Raw genomic sequence first — 25,367 nt, forward strand, 5'->3', positions numbered from 1 at the left:
GGAGCATGACTCAAGGGGTAGTTCATCGACAGGCTTCAAATTGCCTATGTAAAAACAATACCCCCCGGTCTCGACTTCGGCCGGATTCTTCATGCACCTTCGCCCATTTTTATTTGAGCGATGGCCGGACGAATCAGCTAGCAAGCCGCTACCAGAAGCACCTTCATTGTCGGTCAGCGAAGAAAGAACGGACATTCCGGTAGGGTTAGACGCACTTTCGCCTTAACACCTTCCAGACCCAGACCACAAGATACCTTGCAATCCCCCGCTTGACTGCCCCGGCACTCGTATTATCCCCTCGCCACCGACCGGTAGCGATCGCTCCCACGCACAGCCTACTGGGGAAGTTAACCCGCCTTCAACGCCACCAGAGAGGCCTTAAGGACGAAATAATCGAAATAAACCTTGGAGTTTTCCGGTTGATCCGATCGTATGCCCAATACCGGGGGAGGAACATTGCCGACTATTTGCCAGCAGTCGACGCCGGATTGCCCAGGAGATAACGTCGGCAGACACGGAAGTCTACCGAACCGCTCTCCCGGCCCCCATGGATCACTCCGAAGTAGCAAGCCCCTTGGACATTCCGTCCAGCTCCGCCAGCTTCAATCGCACGCTGAGGATGTAAGGGTCGAGGCCTTCGTCCCAGTGACCGTAAGAGGTGGCGACAAAAGTGCCGTCACCCAGCAGTTCAACGCCCGAATAACCAGTGTCGTAACCCTTTGTATTTTCCTTCAGGCGAACGTTGTATTGGCCCTGCTTTCCGTTGGCGATATCGTCCCAGGTGCCAACCCAAGCGACCCAACTGCCTTCGAAGGGACGAGTATTCGCGGAGCGATAAGGTGATCGGCAACGGAAACTGACCATCAAACGGCCGTCGGAATCGTAGCGAGCGACATGCCGTTCGCCGGTCAGCGCCAGCGGAAGCTCACGCGGCTGGGTCCACGTCTTCCCTTCGTCGTCGCTAAACATCACGTGCGAGTTCTTACGCAAGCGACTCTCTTGCAACAGCACCGCCAACCGCTTGCCATCGGGCGATCGAATGCACGCCGGTTCGGCAAGATGAATCTCGTCGGATCGGAAAACAGCTTCGGGACGCGACCAAGTCAAACCGCCATCGGTCGACAGGCTCTTGTAGACCGTCACCGTTTCGGTGCTCCCACCACGTTCGGTAAAGTAGCGGCCGTCGTCGTGGAACATCGCCAAATAATGCCCCTTGGTGTTCAAGGCTTCGACACACCCCATCACCATGCTGCCGCCCCAATCGCCGGCCGGCTTCAATTCGCTCCACTGCTTTCCTTCGTCATCGGAAACCGCCGTTCGCGCCGGATACCTCCCCGCCCACAACAAGTTGCGACGCTTCCCCTCGGCATCGATGACACGATGCAGATTGGGAACTCCTTTGGAAGTCGACCAGTTTTCGGGAGTATCCAGCCGTGGGCCCCAAGTCTTTCCGCCATCTTCGCTGCGTTTATAGAGAAGCGCCCCGCGGCCGCGTCCCTTAGCATAGATGCACAGCATCGATTGGCCATCGTCTAACAAAGCGGTCGTGGGATAGCCAAGATAGAGTCCCGTTTCGCGGTCGACCACGACTTGGCGACGCAGTTGGTCGGTCAGATCGATCGTTTCCAGAGTCACCGCGGTCAGCGGATCATCCGCTCCCACACGTGAAGCGGTCGCGGCAAAGGCAAGCAGAACGGCCAGCGGAAAGGCTACAACTTTCATTTGTCATCGGTCCTTGATGAACGATCGATCCGTACGGTGCAACGGCAGCGCCGTCCCGATCTATGCCGTGCATGGTCTCTGAAAACAAACCCTGCCTGCGAAAAAGCAGGATCTGTCGCCCGGGCCACGCGAATTGAAAATGAACTGAAACGGGAGCTAAATACGTCTTCTCTTATAAGCTAAGCGAACGATTAAGCGAGCTGAAAAACTTGCGGGCCAAAGTGCTTCGTATGGACGGTGCCAATCAGCGTGTGGCACAACGCTTCGCGAACGACGATGTCCATCATCTGTCCCGCTTGGCGGCGATTTCCATCGAACACAACGATCCGGTCGCAATGCGTCCGCCCGGTCATCTGAACGACAGGCCCATCGTCGCCGTTTTTGATCGCCTTCTTGCTCGGCCCTTCGACCAGCACCTGAACCGTCTCGCCGACAAAGCGTTGATTGTCTTCCAGACAGATCTCGTTCTGCAGGTTTAACAAATCGTTGTTGCGACGCTTCTTGACATCCAACGGGATGTCGTCCTCCAATCGCTGGTTGGCGACGGTTCCCTCGCGAACGCTGTATTGGAAGATGAAGCTGTTTTTGTAGCGGTACTCGCGAACCAGATCCATCGTCATCTGGAACTGCTCTTCGGTCTCGCCGCAGAAGCCGACGATAAAGTCGCTGCTGACCGACGCTTCGGGCAGGAACTTGTGGATCCGTTCCATCATCGCTCGGTAATCGGCGATCGTATAACCGCGCTTCATCCGCTTCAGGACCTCATCCGATCCGCTCTGCGCTGGAACGTGAAGATAGGGCGAACACTTCGGCAATTCGTGAACCGTTCGCAGCAGATCTTCGGTCATATCCTTGGGATAGTTTGTCACGAACTTCAACCGCTCGATGCCGTCGATCTCGTGCAGCGATCGCAGCAGATCGGCCAACCGCGTCGTCGTGCCATCTTCGCTGTATTTGTAACTGTTGACAGTCTGCCCCAACAGCGTGATCTCTTTGCAGCCCTGATCGGCCAACGTTTGAGCTTCCAACAAGATGTCGGCCGGACGGCGTCCCTGTTCCGGACCGCGAGTCATCGGCACGACGCAATAGGTGCAGAATTTGTCGCAACCGATCTGGATTCGCAGATAGGCTTGAAACGGAGTCGGCCGCATCGACGGATCGCGCAACGGATCAAACGTCTCGTGGCTGCGACGGATATCGGCCTGCGAACCTTCCTTGCGGCCGAGGCTGACCATCACCTGAGGCCCGGCACCGGCGCGCACTTGTTGAATCAAGTCGGGGATCTGATGCAGCTGGCCCGGGCCGATCACCAGATCGACATGCGGGGCGCGATCAAAAATCTTCGCCTGATCCTTCTGAGCCATACAGCCCATGATGCCGACCACGCGATCGGGGTGCGCTTCCTTGATCCGTTTGACCTCGCCGACGGCACTGTAGATTTTCTCTTCAGCCATCTGGCGAACGCTGCAACTGTTGTACAACAGCACGTCGGCATCTTCGGTCGATTGCACGACCTCGTAGCCGTGTTGCCGCAAATTGGCAACGACCATCTCGCTGTCCAAGACGTTCATCTGGCAGCCGACAGTTTCGATATAAAGTCGTTTCGTCATGTTTTACTTTTAGCTTCGCTCTTTGGCGATTTGTCGGTCGAACGCTCTCGCTCGACATGTTCCCGAAGTTCTTGGACCAATTGATCGCGCCGACGACGCATCAAGCCCATCAAGATCCCCACAGCCAGAATCGACCCGACCACCCAGAGGATCATATTTATGTAGTCAGCACCCACGCGGCATAAGCTTCCAGATAGCGATTCCCGATTCGTTACCGCGTCCGGGATCCCGAACACGCACCCCAACTTAAGCCCTGATGGGTGTAGATGTTACCAGCGGAAGTGCCTGAAAGGCTAGTGCTTTGTGACAGCAAGCCGCTGCGGATAGACTGGACCTTCCGCTGCAAGGGGCCCGCGTCTACCCAACCAGCCCCCCTTTCCGCCGCCCCGCCCCACAAATTGATATCAACCCCAGGCTCGCTCGATGTCGATGACCGCTATCAAAACCAGTCTACTCGCCAGCTTTTGCACTCTCGCCAGCCTCGGCGCGGATCTCCCCGCCGCCGCTTCGGACAAGCCTCAGCCGTCCGCGACGGCGTCGCCGGAGCAGCATTACGAAAAGCGTAGCCTCTCCGGCTGGACGATCCAGATCCGCCGCGAACTGCTCGAACCGGAAAGTCGCGACGCCACCGATCAGGCTTTGGAACTGCTGACGATTCAGTTGGATGAGATCTGCCGCGTCGTACCGGCGGCGCCGCTCAAACAGCTGCAACAGGTAACGCTCTGGTTTTCACCCGAATACCCCGGCGTCTCCCCTCGCGCCGAATACCATCCCAGCGGCGATTGGTTGCGAGCCAACGGGCGCGATCCGGCGATGGCCCGCGGCGTCGAATTTACAAACATCCGGATCTTCGCCGCCGAGACGCGGCGCATGCCCAACTTCGCCCTGCATGAACTCGCCCACGCCTACCACGACCGCGAACTGGAGGACGGGTTCCGAAACGGCCCGCTGCGATCAGCTTTCAAAAAAGCCCAGTCCAGCGGCATCTATGATCGCGTGGAGCGTCAAGATTCCGAAGGGAACAAACGCTTCGATCGCGCCTATGCGCTGACCAGTCCGCAGGAATATTTCGCCGAAACGACCGAAGCCTTTTTCGCGCGGAACGATTTCTTCCCCTTCGACCGCAAAGAACTGCAACAGCACGATCCCGAAGTCTGCCAATTGTTGACCAAACTCTGGGGCGTGCAGACAGCCCCTTAGCTTGTCGATCGGTGCTCATTAGCACATCTGGCCCCCCCCCACAACGACGGCCGAAAAATTTAGCCACAGAGGCCTTAATGCTCACAGAGACCATGTGATCGAAGGAGCAGGACGTTGGTCACAGCGAGTTCAAATCTACAATGCGCCCGGACTGTATCGCTGGCTAGACGAGTGAACCAAGGCAACACGACGGAGTCACGTTTCCACTGTCTTTTCTAATTTGGTCTTTACCGTCGTGCGTTGGCTTTTGCTTGCCGCAAGCGCTCGGTGTACGAGAGAGTTTCGGGGGCATCGTCGATGCCGAGGCTTGGCGGCTTCGCCTGAACGGTTGATGGTTCAGAAACAGCGGGCGACGGCGAGAGTTCGGGCTGAGGAGGCGTGCTGCCAGCCGCTTGCTGTTTGATCGAGCGGAGGGTTTGCAGGCGCTGAAGCTTGCCCGCGTCGGCATCCTGTAACTTCGTCGCTCTCTTGGCCGCCACGCGTTTCACGCCGCTGAAGTCCCATCGAATGCGGCGGACCGCGATGTCACCGACAAACAGACAGCAGCCGATCAGAACGAAGATGGGCCAAAAATCTTGGATCGAACGGATCGCATCCAAACCGCCACGAAACGGGTCCAATGACGTCGGATCGGCGTCGCCGTTCTCCATCGATGGAGCCAACGTTCCGGCCGCGCCGCCGCGTGGCTCCGCGGCTGCCAGCTGTTCCAACAGCCCTCGATTCACTTCGCGGATCCGATATTCGGCGCTAAACGGCACGCTGACGCCGGTGGTCAGCGGAGCCGAGCCAGCTTCGGGGACGACGTGGACAAAATAGTTCCCCGCGCGATCGACGGGAAACGAACCGACGTAACGTCCCGGCGCGGTCTGCCGCATCCGCAAGTCGATAGGTTCGAGATCGGGGTCGAGCACCGACGCTCCCATCTCCAGAAAGTTCAAATACTGATCGCTCTCATCCAACGCGTTCACAACAACTTGCACCTGCCCATCGTCAACGACGGTCGCCAAAGTAAACTTCCCCGCGTCGCCAGCGGGCCGGTTCAGCCATCGCATCAATTGAGCGATCAATTTCTTGCGGTCGTCCCAGGTCCGCCAATCGCTCGCCCAACGCTGGCCGCCATCGGTCGTTAAGACAGCGGTTCGGCCCAGTCCATACTGCCAGACCGCCAGCACCGGTTGTTGGCTGTTCTGTGGTCCGGCCGCGGACATCAGGACCTGAGCCAACGGGCTATCCTTGGCCGTCGTCATCACATAGCCGCGGATCGGTGGCGGGCTGCCAACGCCTTGAATCAGCGGATGATCTTGTGCGAGCTGCGGCTGCACGCCTGCTGGCTGCTCAAAAATCAAGGGCCGCGAAACCCGACGCGTCTCCCGCATCACGATCCGCGGAATGCCTCGCGGCGAATGGACGTGGTACATCTTTCCGCTGCCGATCGAAGCGATCTCCCGCATCAAAGCGAGATCGGCATCTTTACCGATCGCTACCGATGAAACAGTGATCCCTTGTTGTTGCATCCGCTGCGTTAAAGCGGCAAAGTCGTTTGGCATGGTTTGCCCATCGGTCAGCACGATGATATGTTTCACCGCCGCTTCGGTTTGCGACAGCCCGATAAATGCTCGCTCCATCGCCGGATACATCACCGTTCCGCCGCCAGCCGTGATCCGCGAAACCATCGGCAACATGTGCGTCCGCCCCGCAACCGGCTGCATCGGAATCACCTCGCGCGTCGCGCCGTCGAAGGTCCAGATTCCCAAGTGATCGCTCGGGCCAAGCATCTTGATCGCCTCGGACGCCGCCGCTTTGCACAGCTGCATTTTTTGGCCATCCATCGATCCGCTGCTGTCGATCACCAGTGCCAACGCCCCAACCGCAGCGACTTTCAGATTCTTGATTTCAAAGTCGACAGGCATCGCTTTTTCGAGAGCCGTCCCAGTCCAACCGCCGACTCCCAACGCATCGGGACCGCCGATCATCAGCAACCCCGCTCCCAGTTGTTGCGTGTTGCGCACCAAGATCTCGATCTGATCATCGTTGAACCATTGCAGCGAATCGGCAGCGTCCCCGCCGACTCGCGGCACATTGGCCAAGATCACTGAATCGTAGGCTTGCAGTTGAGCCAGCGAACTGAAAGTCGCATCGCTCGGTTCGACCACGACTTCGATATTCTCTTCCCGCAACCGATCGGCAAACTCGGCCCATGCTCCAGGCTCGGTCGCCGGTTCGATCAGCAGCACGCGACTCTGCCCCCGCACATTGGCAAACGCCACGGCGCGATTATTCTGCGACCGCGCGTCGTCCGCCGGATCGTCCGGGACAAAGGTCGCCGTGTACGTATAAGGCGCGGCGCGATCGATCGTATGTCGCAGTGGAAAGACGTTTTTACCGGGCGTCAGCTGGATCGGTTGATTCAAGATCATCTGATCGTCGTGTCCGCTGCGCCGCGTTACCTGCAGCCGCCCCGGAACGGGCGCGTCCGAATTCTCCGCGGCAAAATTAGTCATCACCACGCGAGATTCGATCGGTTGCCCGCGACGAATTTGCGCCGGCATGTCGATCTTTTCGACTAGCACATCGCTGCCCGACTGGGTTGGAACAGGAACGATGTCGATTCCAATCCCATCGGCGGCGATCCGATCTGCGATTCGCGCAGCCTGTCCCAGCGTCTGATTCCCATCGGTGATGACCACGATCCGGCGGCGGACGTCGGTCGGCATCGCGGTCCGTGCCAACTGCAACGCCTGTTCAAGATTCGTCGCGTCGGTGCGAAGCGAGCTGTCGCTGAATTGCGACCGCTGCGGAAGGTCGTCGCTGAACGGAGGGACTTCGATCGTCGCCTCTCGGCCAAACAAGATCACTCCCGCCAGATCGTCGCGAGACGCATGGCGATGCTCGCGCACGTTGGCAGCAACGAAGTCGAACATCTCCCGACGCCGACCGGCATCGATACTCTCGGATTGGTCCAACAGATACATCACCGCGACGCGATCGCTGTGCCAACGAATCTGCACGCCCGCTATCGCCGCAACGATCGCCAACAGGACCAGCGAACGTAAACCGATCGCAACCGCCGCATGCACGACGCCCAATCCGCGACGCCGGTACGCGGCTACCCAGAACAGAGGCAACAGGCACAGCAGCCACAAAAATTCGGGGGCATCAAAACCGATTCGCATCCAAGATTCCTAGTCCTACGCATCCATCAATCGAACCAACGCTATAAGCTACATTGCTACCTGCGAGAAGTAAAACAGAGCGTCGAGACCCGCGGGAGCTATTGGTGCCCGGCTGATAGATCCAATTTGAAGCACGGCTTCGCCACAGAGTTCTCAGAGTCCACAGAGAAACCTAGCCGCGATTCGTGGGCCTCGGTGAACTCGGAGAGCTCTGTGGCTTCGACTGCATTGCTTTGATGCTATAAGGATAACATCGCGGCTTCGAAATAGCCCACGCGACGGAGTCGTATAGCCACCAACTAATAGACGTCGCGACGGTAGCGGCCGTCGGCGAGCATCTGGTCGACTAGCGTGTTGCCAAGCGTCTCGCGGATTACGGCATCGACCGCGGGAGCCATCCCGGCCAGGCTACCGCAGACGTAGATCGCCGCGTCGCGTGCGACCCAGGCTTTCAATTCGTCGGCCGCTTCACTCAGTCGATCCTGAACGTAGGTCCGCTGTTCGCCGTCGCGGGAGAAGGCGAGGTCCAAACGTTTCAGCAGACCTTGCTGCTGCCAATCGGAGAGTTCATCCCGAAAGAAGAAGTCGCGATCGGCGGAGCGTTCGCCAAACAGCAGCCAGTTTTCGGCATGCCCCTCGGCGACGCGTTGCTTCAAATGTCCTCGCAGCCCCGCAATCCCGGTCCCGTTGCCGATCAGGATCACCGGCCGGGCGACCTTCTGCGGATGGAAGCTCGGGTTGCTGCGAATCCTCAATCGCACCGACTGCTGCAATTCCAAGTGGTCGCACAACCAACCGCTACAAATTCCAAGCGCCCCGTCGGTCCGCACGACGCGACGCAGCACCAGTTGCAGATTGCCATCGCTCGGCAACGATGCGATCGAATATTCGCGAGCCTTCAGCGGCTTCAACCGGTCGGCCAGCGTTTGCGGATTCCGATCTTCGACGCCGTCGAACTCTGGCAGCTCGCACCGCGACAACCGTTCGGCAAACGTTGTGCTCTCGTGGCCCACTTCAATCGTCGTCTCTCCATCGCATCCGGCCTGCTGCAGCCAACGATCGACCGATGCCTTTGCGTTCCGCGGTTCGACTTCGGCGATGTCTCCCGCCTGCCAATCGATCGACTGCGACGCGAGACTCTTGCGGTCTAATGTCAGATGATAGACGCCGCCGCCGAGACTGCCTGGATTCAGTTCCACGCGGCCTGTCAGTTGCCAGTCGTCGAGCTCCGCCGGCTGCCATGGCTCAGCCGATGAGGTTTCAAACGTTTCGGCGACCTTCGTTTGCCACGTTTGCACCGCGGCGGGATCGCAGTTGTCGACCTCGATGAGATCGAACAGCGGCTGCGCCTGGTGGCGCCGCAACCAACTGTCGATTTGACGTCCGAAGGCACAAAACTGGTCATAGGTGCGATCGCCGAGAGCCAACACGGCGTATTCCAAAGCTTGCAGATCAGCCCCCTGCCCCATCACCTCTTCGAGAAATCCGTAGGCGTGATCGGGCGGATCCCCATCGCCGGTCGTGCTGGCGACAAACAACAAACGTCCGCCGCGGACCAACCGATCGCGATCGATCTGCTCGATCCCCGCCAGGTGCGCCAACCTGCCCGATTCGTTTAACAGCGCGGTCGTCTGCTCTGCCAATTCGTAGGCGAAACCGGTTTGGCTCGCATAGACCACGGCGATCGATGACGGATCGATCGCCACACCCTCATCCGCGGCGGTTGCCGAAACAACCGACGGGTTCGATTTCAATCGGTTCGCCGGACGGCGGAGCATCCGCAGGCAGAACCCGATGTAAATCGTCAGCGCACCGCCGGCAAGCCACCACCGCGAAGAGGGTGGATTTGCGATCCACCAAGCGCCGCGAGTGAGCCGCAGAAACAGCAACGCAACGATCACCAACAGCAGCATGACGACTGCGTTGCCGATCACTTCAGCGAATCTGCGGCGGGGTGGTTGGTTTGCCATCGGTCCGACTTATTCAAAAGGATTTACTGTGGCAAAACTTCCAGCGTCGCGGCATAGCTGAGACGACGGGTCTTCGCTTGCGCGGTCTTCCCCTTTTCGTCCTGCGACGAGGTCGACAACCAATACATCCCCGGCTTGTCCAAGGCAACGGTGAACTCTCCGTTCTCGTCGGTCGTCACGGAGATTTCCTCTTGCGAATCGCGATACCGCGTGCCACCTCGGATGATCTCGACCTCCAGTCCCGCCGCAGGCTTGCCTTCGACGAGCAATTGGAACTGAGTCTTTTCTCCAGCGTACAGATCGTTCGGATGTGTGGCGGTGACCAATTCGATTCCCACGCCAGTCGGCTTCAACGCTTCCTTGGTCGGAGCGCCATTGGTGACGAAGGTCTCGACCCGCCCGACGCTTTCGGTAACCTTCAGGTTTTCCGCATTGGCCGGTACTTCGGTGGCAAACGTTGCTGCCGATCCACGCCAACGTTTGCGTTCGCCGTTTTCGACCCAGCTTGCAAACAGCCCCTGGTTCATCAACGCGATGCTGTAGGTTCCCTCTTGCTCCAATTGAACATCAAAGACGCTGCGGTACTTTCCGGTCGAAGGATTTTGCGCTTCGGCCGAACCGCCATCCGGAGCAGTGATGACAACGTTGTCGAGCCGCAGCGGGTGGTGGTTGAAGTAAAACAGATCGTTCGACACTGCGGCGTCGACGGTGACCCAGGGATCGTTCCCCGAAAGCGTCGTCTGCGATGGCAACAGCCACACTTTGTGGGCGGATGCGATCTGGGACAGGGTGACCACAAGGGCGATGGACAGGAAGGATGCAATTTTCATCGTGAACTTCTCTCTTCGGGTTAAGGAGCGGAAATTACTGAGAACTGGATTCAAACGTTGATGGATTGGAGACCTAAGGTTTGACCGATAGGGTCACTTCCCCCAGCTCCTTTTCGCCTTTCGCGTCGAACTTCTGCGACGACGCGGGAGGCCATGTGAACGGGATCTTCACCATTTCGCGGCCGCCGACTTCACGTGCCGCTTCGACGATCAGGGTGTATTTCCCCGGTGGCAGATCGGCCAAGTGAGGCTGTTTGTCGGTGAAGGTCAGCGCGTGCTTGCCTGCGGGTTGCGTGGCACCGGTGACGCCATCGACCGGCACGTCCAAGCTGCGCCCCGAGACTCGCCACCACTGTCGCAGATCGGGCAACCATTTCGTGCCGTGCCCTTCATCGGTATCGCGCATCTGGTACCAAACCGTCAGATTGCGAACCAGTTTGCGATCGGCGGTTTGAATCCAGGCGGCGACATAGGGGCGGTGATATTCCGAAACGTTTAATCGCGGAATTTCGATACTCAGTTCGATCTCAGCGGCCGTCGCCGGGGCGCTGGTCAAAGCAAACACCATGGCCAACGAAGCGGCAAGAATTGGAAAGCGTTTCAACATGCGTCGACTCTTGTTGTTCAAGGAAACAGTCATGGAGGTGATGGTGAATCAGGGAAGCGTGGCGGTCAGTGGATTAGCAGTAGCGCGAGCAACAACGGAACGATCAGCCCGAGTCCGACCAGCGGCCACGTCATCCGACGGTGCCTGGCATGCAGGAACAAAAGCCCCAAACCGGTGAAACAAAAGACGAGTGTCGCAAGCGCAAAGATATCGATGAACCAACTCCACGCCGGCCCCGTGTTGCGTCCTTTGTGCAGGTCGTTGAAATACGAGATCCAGCCGCGCTGCGTTCGTTCGAATTCGACTTCGCCAGCGAACCGATCGATGCTCAACCACGCATCGCTCCCGGGCCCAGGCATCGAGAGATAGATCTCGTCCTCGCTCCATTCGGCCTTTCGCGAACCGACCGAGACGCCCAACTGATCGTTCAACCATCCCGCGACCGCGACCGGCAACGGTGCATCGTCCTCGGACGACTCCGCGTCGATCGCATCGATCACCGACTGGGGCAGCTCGATGATCTCGTGCTCGACGTCCGGGACGGTTTCGATCTGCGATGCATGGTTCAGCGTGATCCCGGTGACCGAAAACAAGATCATTCCCAGCAGACAGACAGCGGAACTGATCCAGTGCCATTGGATCATCGTCCGCAACCAAAATCCGCGGCGCAGCGTCTGGCTGACCGATGGTAGATCGGATTCGATCGGTGCGTTGGTGGTGTCGGAAGATCGTTGACTCAAACCGGACTCTCCCCAGAAAAACCGCACAGCATCGAAGCACGCAGGGAGGCGAACCGTGAGGAATGGGTTGGAGGGCGCATTTTGCAGCCTTGAGTTTGCAGTACAAATCGGCGAGCACGATGCTGCCGCTGGATGCTGGCTACAAGGCAAAAATGCTTGGCGTCGATCGGAGGCCTAGATGCGGCGGACGGATCGTCGGAGCATTGCCATTTGCTGGCGGGAACAACCGATCGTAAACAGTTTGCTATCGGCTGCGGCGACGCGTTATTGAGATCGCGTCGCAATAAGCGTAGTTACCGCCAGCCTCCTTGGCAACCGGTGAAGTCCAAATTTCCCGCGCTGCAGTCAGAATATCCCCAGCGTTTTCCTTGGCGAACGTCGGTCGGCGGTCAATTGATCGCCGGCGGTGAAACTTCCGCCGCCGCGGGAACAAGAACCCCTCTTCCGGAGAGTCCCACCGAGCGGACGCAAAATTTTGTTTGCTGGTCCTCGTTCCCCACCAGAGAACGGACGAGTCTGAAATCCGCTTGTCGAAGAGGCTCCAACGCGACGGGCGAGGGGAACGGTACGGGTGGCATCGAGTCGAAGCGATGGACAAGGTTGGCACGCGGGTTGCATGGGGGACGAGCAATCGAAGAAGTCGACGGTTGACGATGATTCCGGCGAAGCGGCATCACGACGAGAGCGACGTCACAACCTTTTAACCCTCAATGCACCGGCGAATTGCCAACCTACATGAGCCAAAAAAATCTAACCGCACCGCTGTCGGTCCGAAACGCGACCAAGACGTTTCGCCAGGGAGAGCGTGCGATCGACGCGTTGAAGGAGGTCGATCTGACTGTCGAGCACGGTTCGTTTGTCGCCGTGATGGGTGCCAGCGGATCGGGCAAAAGCACGCTACTGCACTTGATGGCGGGACTGACGCGACCGACCGACGGCGCGGTCTTTGTCGACGGACAAGATCTCGCGACGCTCTCGGACCGCAAGCTGACCGAGTTTCGTCGCGACCAAATCGGCTTGGTCTTCCAATCGTTCAATCTAGTTCCAGCGCTCACCGCGGCCGACAACATCCTACTGCCGCTGTACGCCGCCGGGATCAAGCAGCCACAAAACGGGTCGCTGAACGAATTGGCAGAGCGCCTCGGAATCGCCGACCGATTGTCACACCGCCCCGATGCACTCAGCGGTGGACAACAGCAACGCGTCGCGATCGCGAGAGCGTTGGCAACCGACCCGGCAATCGTGTTGGCCGACGAACCGACCGGAAGCCTCGATTCGGTCACCGGCGAATCGATCTGCAAACTGCTGCGTGAACTGTGCGATCAACAACAGCGGACGATCATCGTCGTAACCCATGAACCAAGCGTGGCGATCTGGTCCGATCGGGTCGTGATCCTAAAAGATGGTCAGATCGTTCAGTCGCTGCAAACCGACGAATACACCGACGCCCAAGCCTTGGCGGCTCACTACCAAGAGGTTTTGGGAGCGGGCGAACCCGCCTTAACCACTTAACTTCCAATCCGATGGCGAGAAGCCTGATTGCAATCGATCGCAAACAGGTTTCGACCGCCTCCTCCACACCAAATTCCAATTTCCAATTTCCCGGAAGCTTCGAAAAACGAAAACCTACGCTCGATCGAGAGCTCTCGATCGGCGCGACAACACCGCCCCAAGGCTCAGCCATTTGCTGCAGCGTCCGCGGTTAGCAAGCAACAGAGTCTCTATCTCTTAGCCAGCCAAACTCGGTTTTCCATGCCGCGGTCCTCGTTGGACTGCGGGCAACCGTTTCCATTTGCCTGCCTATCTGAGGAGAACTGTACTATGGCGTTTCGCCACGCTTCGTTTCTATCGCTGTACCCACGCAACATTTCCGGCCCCTCGAGCCGCACCGATCGACGTCGCCGCGGGTTCACGCTTGTCGAATTGTTAGTTGTCATCGCGATCATTGGGATCCTTGTCGGACTGTTGTTACCCGCCGTGCAAGCGGCTCGCGAAGCGGCCCGCCGAATGCAATGCGGCAACAACATGAAGCAACTGGGGCTGGCGCTGCACAATTATGCGTCAACCTACAACGAAGCGTTCCCGAACAACGGCTGGACCTACTCCGGCGGCTACCCCAACGACTTTTCACCTCTTGCGAAACTGCTCCCGTTTATCGAGCAGGCGAACTTGCAGGACTTGATCGATTTCGACATCTACATGGGACATCCCGCACTGGCCGACTTGCCCTTGGCCCTGCAAGTCGCTGCCGGAACGCAGGTTCCGACTTTCGAATGCCCAAGCGATGTTGGAGCTGACCTGCACTCGTTGACGATGCCATCGGGAACGACGATCCAAATCGCGGGGACCAGTTATGCGATGAATCAAGGGAGCGGTTTGGATGGCGTGTTCCATCCCGGCAATGGCACGCCGTCGGATGGACTGTGTTGGATCGGTGCCAAGATTCGTTTCCGCGACATCGTCGACGGAACCAGCAATACGATCGTCTTTGCCGAGACAACGATTGGGACGGGAAACACCGCAGCCTCCCCGACGCCGCTGCAAGATCCACGAGCCTATCGAGCCGCGGCAACGTCGGGTGTCGACCAAACGATGGCCAACGCTGCCGATGCCAGTGGAGTCGCGGGGATTCAGTCGTACATTGGATCCTGGACGGGCGACCGAAATCACTATTGGCTGCGCGGTAGCGTCCCCAACGGCCCGGTGATGAACGGTCGCTTGACACCCAACAGCGAGGTCCCCGACATGGTTTACGGCTCTTCCAAAATGACAGCCGCCCGCAGCTACCACCCCGGCATCGCCGTGGTCAGCCTAGCCGATGGCAGCGTCCGCAACGCCAGCAACACGATCGATCGCACGGTCTGGCACGCCAGCTGGACCCGGCACGGCGGCGAAGTGAAGACCGTTGTGTCGCAATAGAATCGCCCCACAGGTTCTTTTTATAATGCAACGTCTGCGAGGCTCCAAGCTGTGATTGCAACGGCTTGGAGTTTTCGTATCGCCTTCGTCCGCCTGCTGCTTCGAATCGCAGATCCAATCCATTCCACTCTTGCCGAAGATCTCCTTTGTTCAATACAAGTTCAACGCTTACCTGCCGCCTGGCAATTGCCCTGGTCGTAGTCGCCTGCAACTCATCCGCAAAATTGCGGGCCTCAGAAAATGCTTCACCACCGGCAGCGGCAACGCTTACGATCGGCGAACCGCTAAACGATTCACTCGACGCTCAAGGCAATTCGCCAACGATCGTCATTCCCGCACCCGCTGGGGACTTCATTCGTGGCGCAATCGCTGGCGAACAACTGGTCCTGTCGCTCGTCGGTTCCGCTGGAAACCACATCCGTCAACTCACCGCCGGCCAGGGGAGAACGCAAACCTTCATGTTTGTCGTCGCCAGCGAAGGCCCCTACGCGTTTTCGATCTCCGGTCCTGCGAAGGGGGAGTTTTCGTTAACGCTACGCAGCAGCATCCCGCTGGCCAAACAAAAGGCTCCGCAACCTGAATTGCAGAGCCCTCGGCTGCGTCAGCTGCAGCAAGACCTTTTGAAGGATCCGAGCACCGATCGTTTCTGGAGTGAAATCCGCGAAGCGGGAGCGCCGTTGGTCGAATCCGAAGGGGTGATGCCACCGCTGCCGGAGCCCGACGCTTTGGTAACCTTTCTCTGGCGGGGCGATCATCGCAACGTGCGGTTGTTTGGCGCGCCGTCGGGCGACCACGACGAACTGCATCGCCTGGGCGATTCCGATGTTTGGTATCGCAGCTACCGCGTCCCCCGCAGCGCTCGAATCGACTACCGATTCGCTCCCGACGTGCCGGTATTCGACGGAACGCCCTGGGAGCGACGCCGCGCGATTCTCGCCACGGCGCAGCGTGATCCCTTAAACAAGCTTTGCTTCCCCGCCGATCCGGTCGACATCTACGACGGCAGCTCGGTCGTCGAACTGCCCGACGCACCGCAACCGACCTGGATCGAAGCGAATCCTGAGACGCCGCGCGGCGTAATCACGCGACACCGATTAACCAGCGAGACGCTCGGCAACACCCGCGACATCCACCTGTACCGACCCGATGGCTACCGACCAGGCGATTCGGAAAACGGAATGTTAGTCGTCTTCGATGGCGACAAATACCTACAAGAGATCGGCGCCGCAACGATTCTGGACAATCTGATCGCCGCGAAAAAGATCCGCCCCACGGCGGCGATCTTTGTCAGCAACCCCAGCCCCGCAAGTCGATCGACCGAGCTTCCCTGCACCCCCGACTTCGCCAGCTTCATCGCCGACGAACTGATTCCCTGGACGAAGGCGCAGGAGATCACCGCGACTCCAGCCAACAGCGTGGTTGCCGGAGCGAGCTACGGCGGGCTGGCGTCGGCATTTATCGCGCACCCCCATCCCGAGATCTTTGGCAACGCCTACAGCCAATCGGGATCCTTCTGGTGGTCGCCCGGCAGTCGTCCGACCTTGCCAGGATCGGAGCCGGAATGGCTCGCTCGCCAATTCGCCGACGCTCCGCTAAAACCGATCCGGTTCCATCTCGAAGCGGGCCAATTCGAAGTCGACATCTTGAATTCGACTCGCCACTTCCGCGACGTCCTGAAAGCGAAAGGCTACACGCTTACGCACCGCGAATACAGCAGCAGCCACGGTTATTTTTATTGGCGATACACCTTTGCCAACGGACTGATCGACCTACTGGGCAGCGAGTCTTCTCAAACGACCTCGGCGACAATTGATTAATTCGACGTCAGATCAAAATTGAACTCATTGTCGCCCGGTTGAACGTCGGCGGTGAGTTCGGTCTCGGCATTATATTTCGCCGGCAAAGTCTCCGGCTTGGCGCTTCCCGGAATCGAATCGTCCCCCGGCTTGGCGGTCACAATCATGACTTGATTTGTGCCAACCGGAGCCCCTTCGATATCGTTCAGCAAGTAGATTGTGTAGTTTCCATCGGTGTCGGTCCCCCCCGAAGCAACGCGACCAGCCTCCTTCGATTGGAAAGAGACCACAGCGTCGGCCAACGGCTGGCCATCGAGCGTAACGGTTCCGGTCACCTGCCCTAGTTTCGGCAAATCACGTCCGCCCGAGCCACCACAACCGATCACTGCGAGAGACGAAACGACAATTAATAGAGCGTATTGAATCTGAAAACATCGACAAACAACGGACATCGGTAACAAGCCTTGGATCACAATTTAAGAACGGGAAGAAGCGGCATGCAAACACAGGGCTGAAAGGCGGAACATACCAACCTCCCAGCCCAGCATCATTCACTTGAACAACAATCCAGCGTGACGAGCGTCTCGGATTTGAGAACGACTAAAATTCGCTGATAGGGTTTCCGTCGTTGATCCCAATCAAGAACTCATACAAGCTGTCGCAGGCACTCGTATTGTTATTGGGGGCCGCACTGCGGGCGAACTGAATGTTTTCCGACAGGAACCGAATGCTGCCATCGAACAACTGCACCATCGCGCCTCCAGGGTGCAAGCTGCTTAGCGCTTCCCCCTTTTGATCGATGCTGCCCGTTGAATCGTTAATCGGCCATCGCCCCGAAAGTCCCACTTCATCCAAACAGTTGCCATCCTCACCGTAGAAGCAACCTGCCCATGATTTCAAGCTCATCGTTTGGCCATTCAATCGTGAGCACGATTCTCCGACCGCCATCGAATTGCTGAGCCCATCGGTGACGTCGCGAAACTTACGCGATTTGTTCTGATAGAAGCCACCGTCTGGCGTCGTGTTGTGATAGAAGACGCCCGAGCGGGAGTTATTGTAAGCCGCATAGTTTGAACCGGCCCCTTTCAGAAATCGCTGCGCTACATCGCCAACCTCGGCACCAACGTCCGAAGGACAACGGTACGCCGACACAACGACCTTGGCAGCATTGTTGACTTCGAGTTCTAGCAAACGTCCCTCTCCAATCCCCGCCGATTCGTGAAGCGCGCCTTGCTCGATGAAGGGCAAAATAAACGCCGTCCATCCCCAGCTTTCAACATTCCCGCCGCCAATTGGGTTGTTCGCGGTGGAATCACTAGGATCGGCTGCTGGCGTAATCACCAACGGCGGTAGCGTGTTGTAGGTGTCGTGGTAATTGTGCAATGCCAGGCCAATCTGCTTCAGATTGTTACTGCACTGCATCCGCCGGGCCGCTTCCCGCGCCGCCTGGACCGCAGGCAACAGCAAGCCGACCAAAATGCCGATAATCGCGATCACGACCAACAATTCAACTAGCGTAAAACCTTGCCGCTTGACTCGAGCCATTTTTCAACACCTTCAAAATCTCGTTGACGAAAATAGAAAGACAATTCTGAGAAGGGGGTAGTGTCCACCCCCCGGAGTTGTCTGTCAACGGTCCACTGGTGCTAGAGAGGCAACTAAGCCCCTTCCAACGGAACTGCATCTCCCGTTAATGCACGAATCAACTACGCGATGGTGGCCTCCCCCTCATTGCTTTTTTTCTAAAACTGCACCGCGATGCGGGCAACAAAAAGCATTTCCACACCGCAGATCGCCACCTTATAGGAACACAAGCAACCGCACCACGGTGTCAGCGGGAGCCAACAGAGACGAGCCAATCCCACGCCAATGAGAATTGCGGCGCTTACCCGTGACCCACGATGCCGCTTAACCGATGCTATGTGAAGAGACTATTCACCAACATCGAAACACGGTTGTGCGGAGCATATTCGCCAGCGAAACGCGGCTCCAAACAGCCAGATCCCGCAAAGGAAGGGGCTAGGCTCGACGGACCGCTTGGCGACCGACAGCCTTTGGAGCCCTTCGATGCCGAAGATTAGACAGAACGCGCTGTTGGTACGGAATCGCGCCACGTGAGCATGTGGCTGCGGCAGAAGGAAAAGCAAGCATCCACATGCCGTCGGATACACCGCTCGCACATTCCGCTCGGCGCCCAATCCTGAAGGATCCCAACACCGGTAGCCGTTCGCAGCCGAACTATTCGCCCATGTTCTGGGGTTCGGGAACTAGAGTGCTGACCGTGTCGGCGAATTTCTGCACACTCTCAGCGGGTGGGTCGCCCGCCTGCAATGAAGTTTGCAACGACTTCCCCGCATCACGCAAATCGACCAACTTTCCTCCGAACGCATCAGCTTGGGCATTGAGCGATTCCATCATGATGCTCAACTTGGCTTGAATTACATCCGACTTGCGTTCCTTCTTCGCCTCGTGAATGAATGTCCAGACAAAATGCGCCGAGTCTTGAAGCACTTGGTTTTCCGCAGGGACCGGTGCGCCACCGCTGCAGCCAATCGATAGCGACGAGAGAAGACAAATACACGCCAACACTTTTGCGGAACGGGGCAACATCGATGATAGATCCTGAATGTTTTTTTTCGGTAACCGTGAACGACAAGGGCAAATGGGATCGCCGTTCACGAAAGGTGAAGGATTGAGGACATTGCGGCAGATGCCACGCATGACCAAAATTACTTGTCGCTGGAACTAACGTTTTGGTCGACAGCAACGTCGTCCCGATGAAGCGGCCGATGACCGCCACCCGTGGGGCTCGCGGATCGATCAAAGGTCATGCGAAGGAGCCGCCAATCGCGAACTCCCCCGAGGCATCAAACACGAACCTGTTTGAGCAAAAAACGCTAGATTAGTACTGGCCAATCGGTTGGCCGTCTTGAATCCGTAGCAGATTTTCGTAGATGACCTCATCGATGGTTTCGGTGATGAAGTGCACACTGCCGTCACAGAAAACCGCTTGCACGCCGCCGGGGTGATAGCTTCGAAGTGCCATTCCTTGGGTGGTGTTGCGATCTGGATTGTTGCGTTGATTAAAATTTACGTTGGATGTGTCATTGCTTGCGTACGAAGTGGCATCGGTCTGCTGCGGATCATTTGGCGTCAAGAGACCGTTGGCAAAAGCTGAGGCACGCAAGCCGAATATCACTCCACTGGGCCACCCCCACGCACCGCGATCATCTGCCGAGTGACCAGTAGAGGCCACGATATCCCCAGCGGCGATCACTTGCGAAGTACCGTCGGTTATATCACGAAACTGCGCTCCATACTGGGCCGGAAGTGAAAACGGTCCTTTGTAGGTGCTATTGGTGAACGTGTTCATGTCTTGCGTGTAGTGTGTTCCACCGTTCGCAGCATAATTACCCTTTGCGAAGCCGTTGTAATCCTGGGTCAATCGAGCCCCGATGCCAGGGTGCGACGGACAAACATAAGCATCCATTTGCTCCCCCGTGATCGCGTTGTTAACAGTCGAGCGAGCGACTCGGCCAAAATCCATCTGATTGTGGGCAGCTTGCTGTTCGATGAATGGCAGAATCAAAACCATCCATGTCGCGCCCCAAAATTCATCGCGACCATTGCAGCGGTTGGAAGTCAACGGCGGGCTCTGCTTGGGTGCTTCCCCGGTGTAAATCGCCGCACTTGGAAAACTTTTGAACGTGTCATGGTAGTTGTGCAACGCCAAGCCAATCTGCTTCAGATTGTTGCTGCATTGCATCCGACGTGCTGCCTCGCGGGCAGCCTGCACTGCTGGCAACAACAACCCCACCAAGATCCCGATGATCGCGATCACGACCAACAGTTCCACCAAAGTAAAACCTTCTTTCTTCATTCGAATCATTGTTTGTCCCCCAAAAGCTCGCTAAAAGAATAATAAAAGAGATTTGAGTCAAGTCTTGACAACCACCCATGCGGTGTCAAGCGCCAACAATTCGAGCCACATCGCTAAACAGGACAGAACGGACCAAAACACGCCATTACGGCTCAACGCAGACCACCACTGGTGCCGCCCCGGCCATTCCGTTTTTCACTTAAAATCGCAATAAGGCTGACGACAGTCAGCTTCCGAACACTTCCACCAAAGTGGTTTGTCTAGTTTACAAAACTAACGGTTTCGCATGCCGAGTCAGGCACCGATGCCTGAGAATAGCATGCAAAAACCGATCTTCCCTAAATCCGCTGCGAGCAATTACGACCAGCAGACCTGAAGCTGCAAGATCGACCAGGTGGATGCAGTAGCTAGCGAAGCTATTCGCCCAGATTTTGGGGCTCGGGGACCAACGCGCTGACCGAATCGGCGAACTTTTGCAAGCAATCGGCCGGTTTCTCGCCGGCTTGTAGATCCGCCTGAAGCGTCTTGGCAGCGTCGCGCAGTTCGACCAATTTACCGCCGAAGGCCTCGGCTTGAGCGTCGAGCGCTTCCATCATGACGGACAGCTTGGCTTGAATCACATCCGACTTACGTTCCTTCTTTGCCTCATTGATGAAGGTCCAGACAAAACCTGCCGAATCTTGAAGCACTTGGTCTTCCGAAGGGGCCGGGGCCCCGCCGGTGCATCCGGCCAAAGTCGACATGAAAAGACAGACGCAAACGAAGGTTTTCGAAACAGACGCGAACATCGATGAGAGATCCAGGATTACGATGGGGAAGAATGTCATGGGAAACGAGACGCGCGAGCAACTCGCGATCCGAAGAAGCCCAAGCGAACGCCTGGACTGTGAAATGCTGTTGGCGGCCAGCAACCGCCAACGCAAGCTTTGTTAGAATTGGCCTAACGGCTGGCCATCCTGAATCCGCATCAGGTTTTCGTAGATGACTTCGTCGATCGTCTCACCGATGAAGGTCACGCTGCCGTCACAGAAGACCGTTTGCACACCGCCGGGGTGATAGCTTCGCAAAGCCATCCCTTGATTGGTCGAACAATCGGGATTGTTGCGCTGATTGAAGACGACATTCGTGTTGTCGTTGCTCGCATACGCGGTGCAGTCGGTCTGACGGGGATCGTTTGGAGTCAGCACTCCGTTGGAGAACTGTTGGGCGCGGAGCCCGAACAGCGACCCGCTGGGCCATCCCCAAGTCCCGCGATCATCCCACGTGTTGCTCGGCGAAGCGACCACATCCCCGGCGGCAATCACCTGCGAAGTGCCGTCGGTGATGTCGCGGAATTTGGCACCATACTGGCCAGGCAACGAGAAAGGACCTTTGTAAGCGCTGTTGTTGAACGTGGCGATGTCCTGGGTGTAGTGCGTTCCGCCATTGGCCGCATAGTTGCCTTTGGCAAAACCATCGTAGTCCTGGACCAACTTGACCGGGACCGAGACGTGCGAAGGACAGAGAAACGCATCCAGCGGTTGGCTGGTGATCGCGTTGTTGACCGTCGACCGCGCTCGCTGGGTGAAATCCATCTGGTTGTAGGCTGCTTGCTGCTCGATAAACGGCAGGATCATCACCATCCAAGTTGCACCCCAGTTTGCATCGCGGCCGTTGCAGCGGTTGCTGCCGTCCAAAGGCGGACTCTGCTTAGGAGCGGTGCCGGTATAGATCGCCGCGCTCGGAAAACTCTTGAACGTGTCGTGGTAGTTGTGCAACGCCAAGCCGATCTGCTTGAGGTTGTTGCTGCACTGCATCCGCCGAGCCGCCTCGCGTGCCGCCTGAACCGCTGGCAACAATAGCCCAACCAAAATACCGATGATCGCAATCACGACCAACAATTCAACCAGCGTAAAACCTCGTCTCTGGGTTCGGATCATCTTCTGCAAAGCCTCGATACTCTCGATAAAAATTCATGGAAAACTAGGACCTTGCGGAAGTCTGCCTCGACCTAAAAAATTTGTCAACTCACCAAAAGTGCAACTACCAGGCCTTAGGCAACCACAAAGGTCCACCACGAACCATTAATGCACACATCCACCTTTCATCGGTGGATAACACAACTTTCTTTTTTCGGATTTTTTCCACACCATTAGGGAACACTTACCACCATCAAAGCAAAGCCGGACCGCCCTAAAAGAACCTCGCCCCAGACTGAAGAGCCAAACGCAAAACACCATTAGTGGCAACCTCCGCACGCGATAGACCGCAGATCCTTAGTTCTCTCCGAACGGACTCGTGGTACGCTAACGGCAGAGTCCACTCCGTAACTAACCGAGAATACGATATGAAACCGAAAATCGTCGACCAACTCGAACGAGAGATCGAAGCCGTCTTAGCCGAGCTCTTCGACCAGCCGAGAAACTCCCCGTTGCCGATGCAGCCTTCCCCCAAAACACTGCACTTGATGGCAAAAGCGGCTGCGACGGTCTTCGAGACAGCGGTCGAAAATCGACCGCGTGATGAGGGGATACGACCCGACTGACCACTTCCCCCACATCGCATCTCGCGGGCGACTAGAATTGTGGATCCCATCCCCCAACACCTAGCGAGTTTGTCGATGTATCGATCGATTCTATTTGCCGCGATCGCCGGCTTCTGTCTGTTCCGCTGCGAGATCAGCCCCGCGGCGACGCCCAACTTTGTGATCATTTTCGCCGACGACCAGGGTTACGGTGACCTCGGCTGCTTCGGCTCCGAAAAGATCAAAACGCCCAACATCGATCGGATGGCGAAGGAGGGGCGGCGGATGACAAACTTCATGGTCGCCTCGCCCGTCTGCACTCCGTCGCGAGCGGCGTTGCTGACCGGATGTTATCCAAAGCGCGTCGGGCTTCACGAACATGTGCTCTTTCCGCAATCGACCAAGGGGTTGAATCCGGCCGAGCATACGATCGCCGATCACCTGAAGGGGCTCGGATATGCGACTGCATGTTTCGGCAAGTGGCACCTCGGGCATCACCCCGAAACCTTGCCCCGCCAGCACGGGTTTGACACCTATCTTGGGATCCCCTATTCCAACGACATGAATCACCCGGACAATAAACGCAAGTCGCGAGTATCGTCGGACGATCTGTGGCGAAATCCCAACAGTGCGGTGAAGTACTGGAACACGCCCCTTGTCGAAAACGAAACGATTGTCGAATTGCCCGTCGACCAACGGACCGTCACGCGTCGCTACACCGATCGGGCGATCGAGTTCATTCGCGAGAACCAAAAGAAGCCCTTCTTCGTCTATCTTCCGCACAGCATGCCACACATCCCGCTGTATGTTCCCGAGGATGCCTACGACGCCGATCCACAAAACGCCTACACCTGCGTGATCGAGCACATCGATGCCGAAGTCGGCCGATTGATCGATACGATCCGCGCATTGGATCTGGCAGAAAATACGTACGTGATCTACACGTCGGACAACGGCCCATGGTTGCAGTTCAAAAATCATGGTGGCTCGGCCGGTCCGCTTCGCGCGGGGAAAGGGACCACGTTCGAAGGAGGGCAACGCGTTCCCTGCGTCGTCTGGGGACCAGGCCGCATTCCCGCCGGGACCGAGTGCGACGAACTGATGGGAACGATCGACCTGTTGCCATCGATCGCCGCGCTGACCAAAAGCACCCTGCCCAGCGATCGCAAGATCGACGGTATGAACCTCGCCCATCTGATGACCGGCGAATCGGGGGAAACGTCGCGCGACGAGTTCGTCTACTACACGTCCCGCGGTGCACTAGAAGGACTGCGGCAAGGGAAGTGGAAGCTGTTGGTCAAAGCTCCGCCAAAGAAGAAACCTTCGGCGAAGCTGAAGACCGATACCAACCTACCGCAGCGGATGCTGTTCGATCTGCAGGCCGATGTTGGCGAGCAGAAGAACCTAGCCGATGCCCATCCCGAACGGGTCGCGGAACTGGAAGCGAGGATGAAAGAGTTGGATGCAGAGATCACGGCCAACGCTCGCCCACCGTGGACCAAATAGGATCGAGGGCTCCACGAAAGCAAAGGCGGGTACATTGCAAGCCGCTTCAAAATTGCGAATTGGCTCGGGCCCGAGTGATGCGATTCACGGGCCCCGCGCCATCGATTGGATCAGTCGAGCATGCGTCCGTCGCGATAACGAAACGCCCCATCGACCGGCAAGATCGCTCCCGTGATATAGTCGGCATCGGGCGACATCAAGAAAGTGGCGGCACGGCCAATATCCCGAGCTGTCCCCAGCTTCCCCCACGGCAGCTTGGTCGCTTCCCGCTCGAAGAACTTCGGCGTGAACGCCTCTCTTTCCCCGGGCGTATCGATCCAGCCCGGCTCGATCACGTTGACGTTAATGCGATGGCAGGCCAGCTCGACAGCGATTGTCATGGCCAATTGATTCAAGCCCGCTTTGGCTGCGCAATAGGCGCTCTTCTGAGCCATAGGCCGCTGAGCGAGAACGCTTGAGATGAAAACAATCTTCCCCGCGATGCCTTCGTCAACCATCTGGCGTGCGACCAACTGGCTCATGTGAAAACTACTGAAAAGAGTTCCCTGAACCACGTTTTCAAAGTCCTCCGGCTGCAAGTCGAGAAACGGAGAGACCTTCTGGAAAGCGGGACAACTCACAAGTCCGTAAACCGGCCCCGACTGCTCCTCCGCTTCGCGAAGCAAGCCTTCGCAGCCAGAGCGAGTGAAGACATCGGCTTCGACACCGTGCACGTTAGCCCCCTGGTCGCGTAGCTCTTCCACGGTTGCCTGCAAATCTTGGCTCCCGGGTCGATCATTAACGATCAGCGAAGCCCCTTGGTTGGCCAGTTCAACGGCGCACCCTTTCCCGATCCCTCTGCCCGCTGCCGTGACAATAATTGTTTTGTCTTTAAGTTTCATGCGTTTTGCTTAGGTTCCGTGGAACGATCG

General features: G+C 57.5%; 21 protein-coding genes. 6 read left to right on the forward strand and 15 right to left on the reverse strand.

Annotated elements, in window-relative coordinates; all coding sequences use genetic code 11:
- Positions 1-552: 552 nt before the first annotated feature.
- From EC9_RS19130 to EC9_RS26635, 3 genes are all read right to left on the reverse strand, one after another.
- Positions 553-1,722 carry a sialidase family protein gene (locus EC9_RS19130; protein ID WP_145347745.1) on the reverse strand — a complete coding sequence of 390 codons (1,170 nt, stop codon included), beginning with the start codon at positions 1,720-1,722 and terminating at the stop codon, positions 553-555.
- 191 nt (positions 1,723-1,913) lie between these two features.
- Positions 1,914-3,332, reverse strand: coding sequence for a tRNA (N6-isopentenyl adenosine(37)-C2)-methylthiotransferase MiaB (gene miaB, locus EC9_RS19135; protein ID WP_145347747.1), 1,419 nt, complete (start codon positions 3,330-3,332; stop codon positions 1,914-1,916).
- Complete coding sequence (locus tag EC9_RS26635) at positions 3,329-3,487, reverse strand: hypothetical protein (RefSeq protein WP_218934262.1); 159 nt, start codon at positions 3,485-3,487, stop codon at positions 3,329-3,331. Before EC9_RS26635 ends, miaB begins: the two co-directional genes overlap by 4 nt.
- Before the next feature lie 268 nt (positions 3,488-3,755).
- Here EC9_RS26635 and EC9_RS19140 point away from each other — a divergent pair, with 268 nt between their 5' ends.
- Positions 3,756-4,532, forward strand: a complete 777-nt coding sequence (locus EC9_RS19140; RefSeq protein WP_145347749.1) for a zinc-dependent peptidase — start codon at positions 3,756-3,758, stop codon at positions 4,530-4,532.
- A 227-nt stretch (positions 4,533-4,759) separates the two neighbouring features.
- Here EC9_RS19140 and EC9_RS19145 read toward each other — a convergent pair whose 3' ends face one another.
- The 5 genes from EC9_RS19145 to EC9_RS19165 all read right to left on the reverse strand — a co-directional run bounded on the left by EC9_RS19145 (position 4,760) and on the right by EC9_RS19165 (position 11,816).
- The gene (locus EC9_RS19145) at positions 4,760-7,705 is read right to left on the reverse strand and encodes a VWA domain-containing protein (RefSeq protein WP_145347751.1); all 2,946 of its coding nucleotides are present in this window, start codon (positions 7,703-7,705) and stop codon (positions 4,760-4,762) included.
- A 299-nt stretch (positions 7,706-8,004) separates the two neighbouring features.
- Complete coding sequence (locus EC9_RS19150) at positions 8,005-9,675, reverse strand: sulfite reductase subunit alpha (protein WP_145347753.1); 1,671 nt, start codon at positions 9,673-9,675, stop codon at positions 8,005-8,007.
- 23 nt (positions 9,676-9,698) lie between these two features.
- Positions 9,699-10,505: a DUF4198 domain-containing protein gene (locus tag EC9_RS19155; protein WP_145347756.1), complete on the reverse strand. Its 807-nt coding sequence runs from the start codon at positions 10,503-10,505 to the stop codon at positions 9,699-9,701.
- A 73-nt stretch (positions 10,506-10,578) separates the two neighbouring features.
- Positions 10,579-11,073: a DUF2271 domain-containing protein gene (locus tag EC9_RS19160; RefSeq protein ID WP_218934840.1), complete on the reverse strand. Its 495-nt coding sequence runs from the start codon at positions 11,071-11,073 to the stop codon at positions 10,579-10,581.
- A gap of 104 nt (positions 11,074-11,177) precedes the next feature.
- The gene (locus tag EC9_RS19165) at positions 11,178-11,816 is read right to left on the reverse strand and encodes a PepSY-associated TM helix domain-containing protein (protein WP_145349244.1); all 639 of its coding nucleotides are present in this window, start codon (positions 11,814-11,816) and stop codon (positions 11,178-11,180) included.
- 771 nt (positions 11,817-12,587) lie between these two features.
- On the opposite strand from EC9_RS19165, the gene EC9_RS19170 reads away from it, so the two are divergent.
- The 3 genes from EC9_RS19170 to EC9_RS19185 all read left to right on the forward strand — a co-directional run bounded on the left by EC9_RS19170 (position 12,588) and on the right by EC9_RS19185 (position 16,588).
- Positions 12,588-13,364: an ABC transporter ATP-binding protein gene (locus tag EC9_RS19170; protein ID WP_145347759.1), complete on the forward strand. Its 777-nt coding sequence runs from the start codon at positions 12,588-12,590 to the stop codon at positions 13,362-13,364.
- A 309-nt stretch (positions 13,365-13,673) separates the two neighbouring features.
- Complete coding sequence (locus EC9_RS19180) at positions 13,674-14,771, forward strand: DUF1559 domain-containing protein (RefSeq protein WP_145347761.1); 1,098 nt, start codon at positions 13,674-13,676, stop codon at positions 14,769-14,771.
- A 224-nt stretch (positions 14,772-14,995) separates the two neighbouring features.
- Positions 14,996-16,588, forward strand: coding sequence for an alpha/beta hydrolase (locus EC9_RS19185; protein WP_145347763.1), 1,593 nt, complete (start codon positions 14,996-14,998; stop codon positions 16,586-16,588).
- Here the strand turns inward: EC9_RS19185 and EC9_RS19190 are convergent.
- The 6 genes from EC9_RS19190 to EC9_RS19215 form a co-directional block, all read right to left on the reverse strand.
- A complete protein-coding gene (locus EC9_RS19190) occupies positions 16,585-17,019 on the reverse strand; it encodes a carboxypeptidase-like regulatory domain-containing protein (RefSeq protein WP_145347765.1) in 435 nt (144 codons plus the stop codon). The two genes, EC9_RS19185 and EC9_RS19190, sit on opposite strands and share 4 nt — an antisense overlap.
- Before the next feature lie 148 nt (positions 17,020-17,167).
- Complete coding sequence (locus EC9_RS19195; protein ID WP_145347767.1) at positions 17,168-18,112, reverse strand: DUF1559 domain-containing protein; 945 nt, start codon at positions 18,110-18,112, stop codon at positions 17,168-17,170.
- 693 nt (positions 18,113-18,805) lie between these two features.
- Positions 18,806-19,177, reverse strand: a complete 372-nt coding sequence (locus EC9_RS19200) for a hypothetical protein (protein ID WP_145347768.1) — start codon at positions 19,175-19,177, stop codon at positions 18,806-18,808.
- Positions 19,178-19,469: 292 nt separating this feature from the next.
- Positions 19,470-20,456 carry a DUF1559 domain-containing protein gene (locus EC9_RS19205; RefSeq protein WP_145347769.1) on the reverse strand — a complete coding sequence of 329 codons (987 nt, stop codon included), beginning with the start codon at positions 20,454-20,456 and terminating at the stop codon, positions 19,470-19,472.
- Between the two features lie 407 nt (positions 20,457-20,863).
- Positions 20,864-21,235, reverse strand: a complete 372-nt coding sequence (locus EC9_RS19210; RefSeq protein WP_218934264.1) for a hypothetical protein — start codon at positions 21,233-21,235, stop codon at positions 20,864-20,866.
- A 141-nt stretch (positions 21,236-21,376) separates the two neighbouring features.
- Positions 21,377-22,366, reverse strand: a complete 990-nt coding sequence (locus EC9_RS19215; protein WP_145347771.1) for a DUF1559 domain-containing protein — start codon at positions 22,364-22,366, stop codon at positions 21,377-21,379.
- A gap of 407 nt (positions 22,367-22,773) precedes the next feature.
- On the opposite strand from EC9_RS19215, the gene EC9_RS19220 reads away from it, so the two are divergent.
- Together EC9_RS19220 and EC9_RS19225 are read left to right on the forward strand one after the other, a co-directional pair.
- On the forward strand, positions 22,774-22,971 hold the full coding sequence (locus EC9_RS19220; RefSeq protein ID WP_145347772.1) for a hypothetical protein: 198 nt from the start codon (positions 22,774-22,776) through the stop codon (positions 22,969-22,971).
- A gap of 75 nt (positions 22,972-23,046) precedes the next feature.
- On the forward strand, positions 23,047-24,456 hold the full coding sequence (locus tag EC9_RS19225) for a sulfatase family protein (protein WP_145347773.1): 1,410 nt from the start codon (positions 23,047-23,049) through the stop codon (positions 24,454-24,456).
- 110 nt (positions 24,457-24,566) lie between these two features.
- Here the strand turns inward: EC9_RS19225 and EC9_RS19230 are convergent, their stop codons facing one another.
- Positions 24,567-25,337, reverse strand: a complete 771-nt coding sequence (locus EC9_RS19230) for an SDR family NAD(P)-dependent oxidoreductase (RefSeq protein ID WP_145347774.1) — start codon at positions 25,335-25,337, stop codon at positions 24,567-24,569.
- Positions 25,338-25,367: the final 30 nt, after the last annotated feature.

It is taken from the genome of Rosistilla ulvae (assembly GCF_007741475.1).
Classification (GTDB): domain Bacteria; phylum Planctomycetota; class Planctomycetia; order Pirellulales; family Pirellulaceae; genus Rosistilla; species Rosistilla ulvae.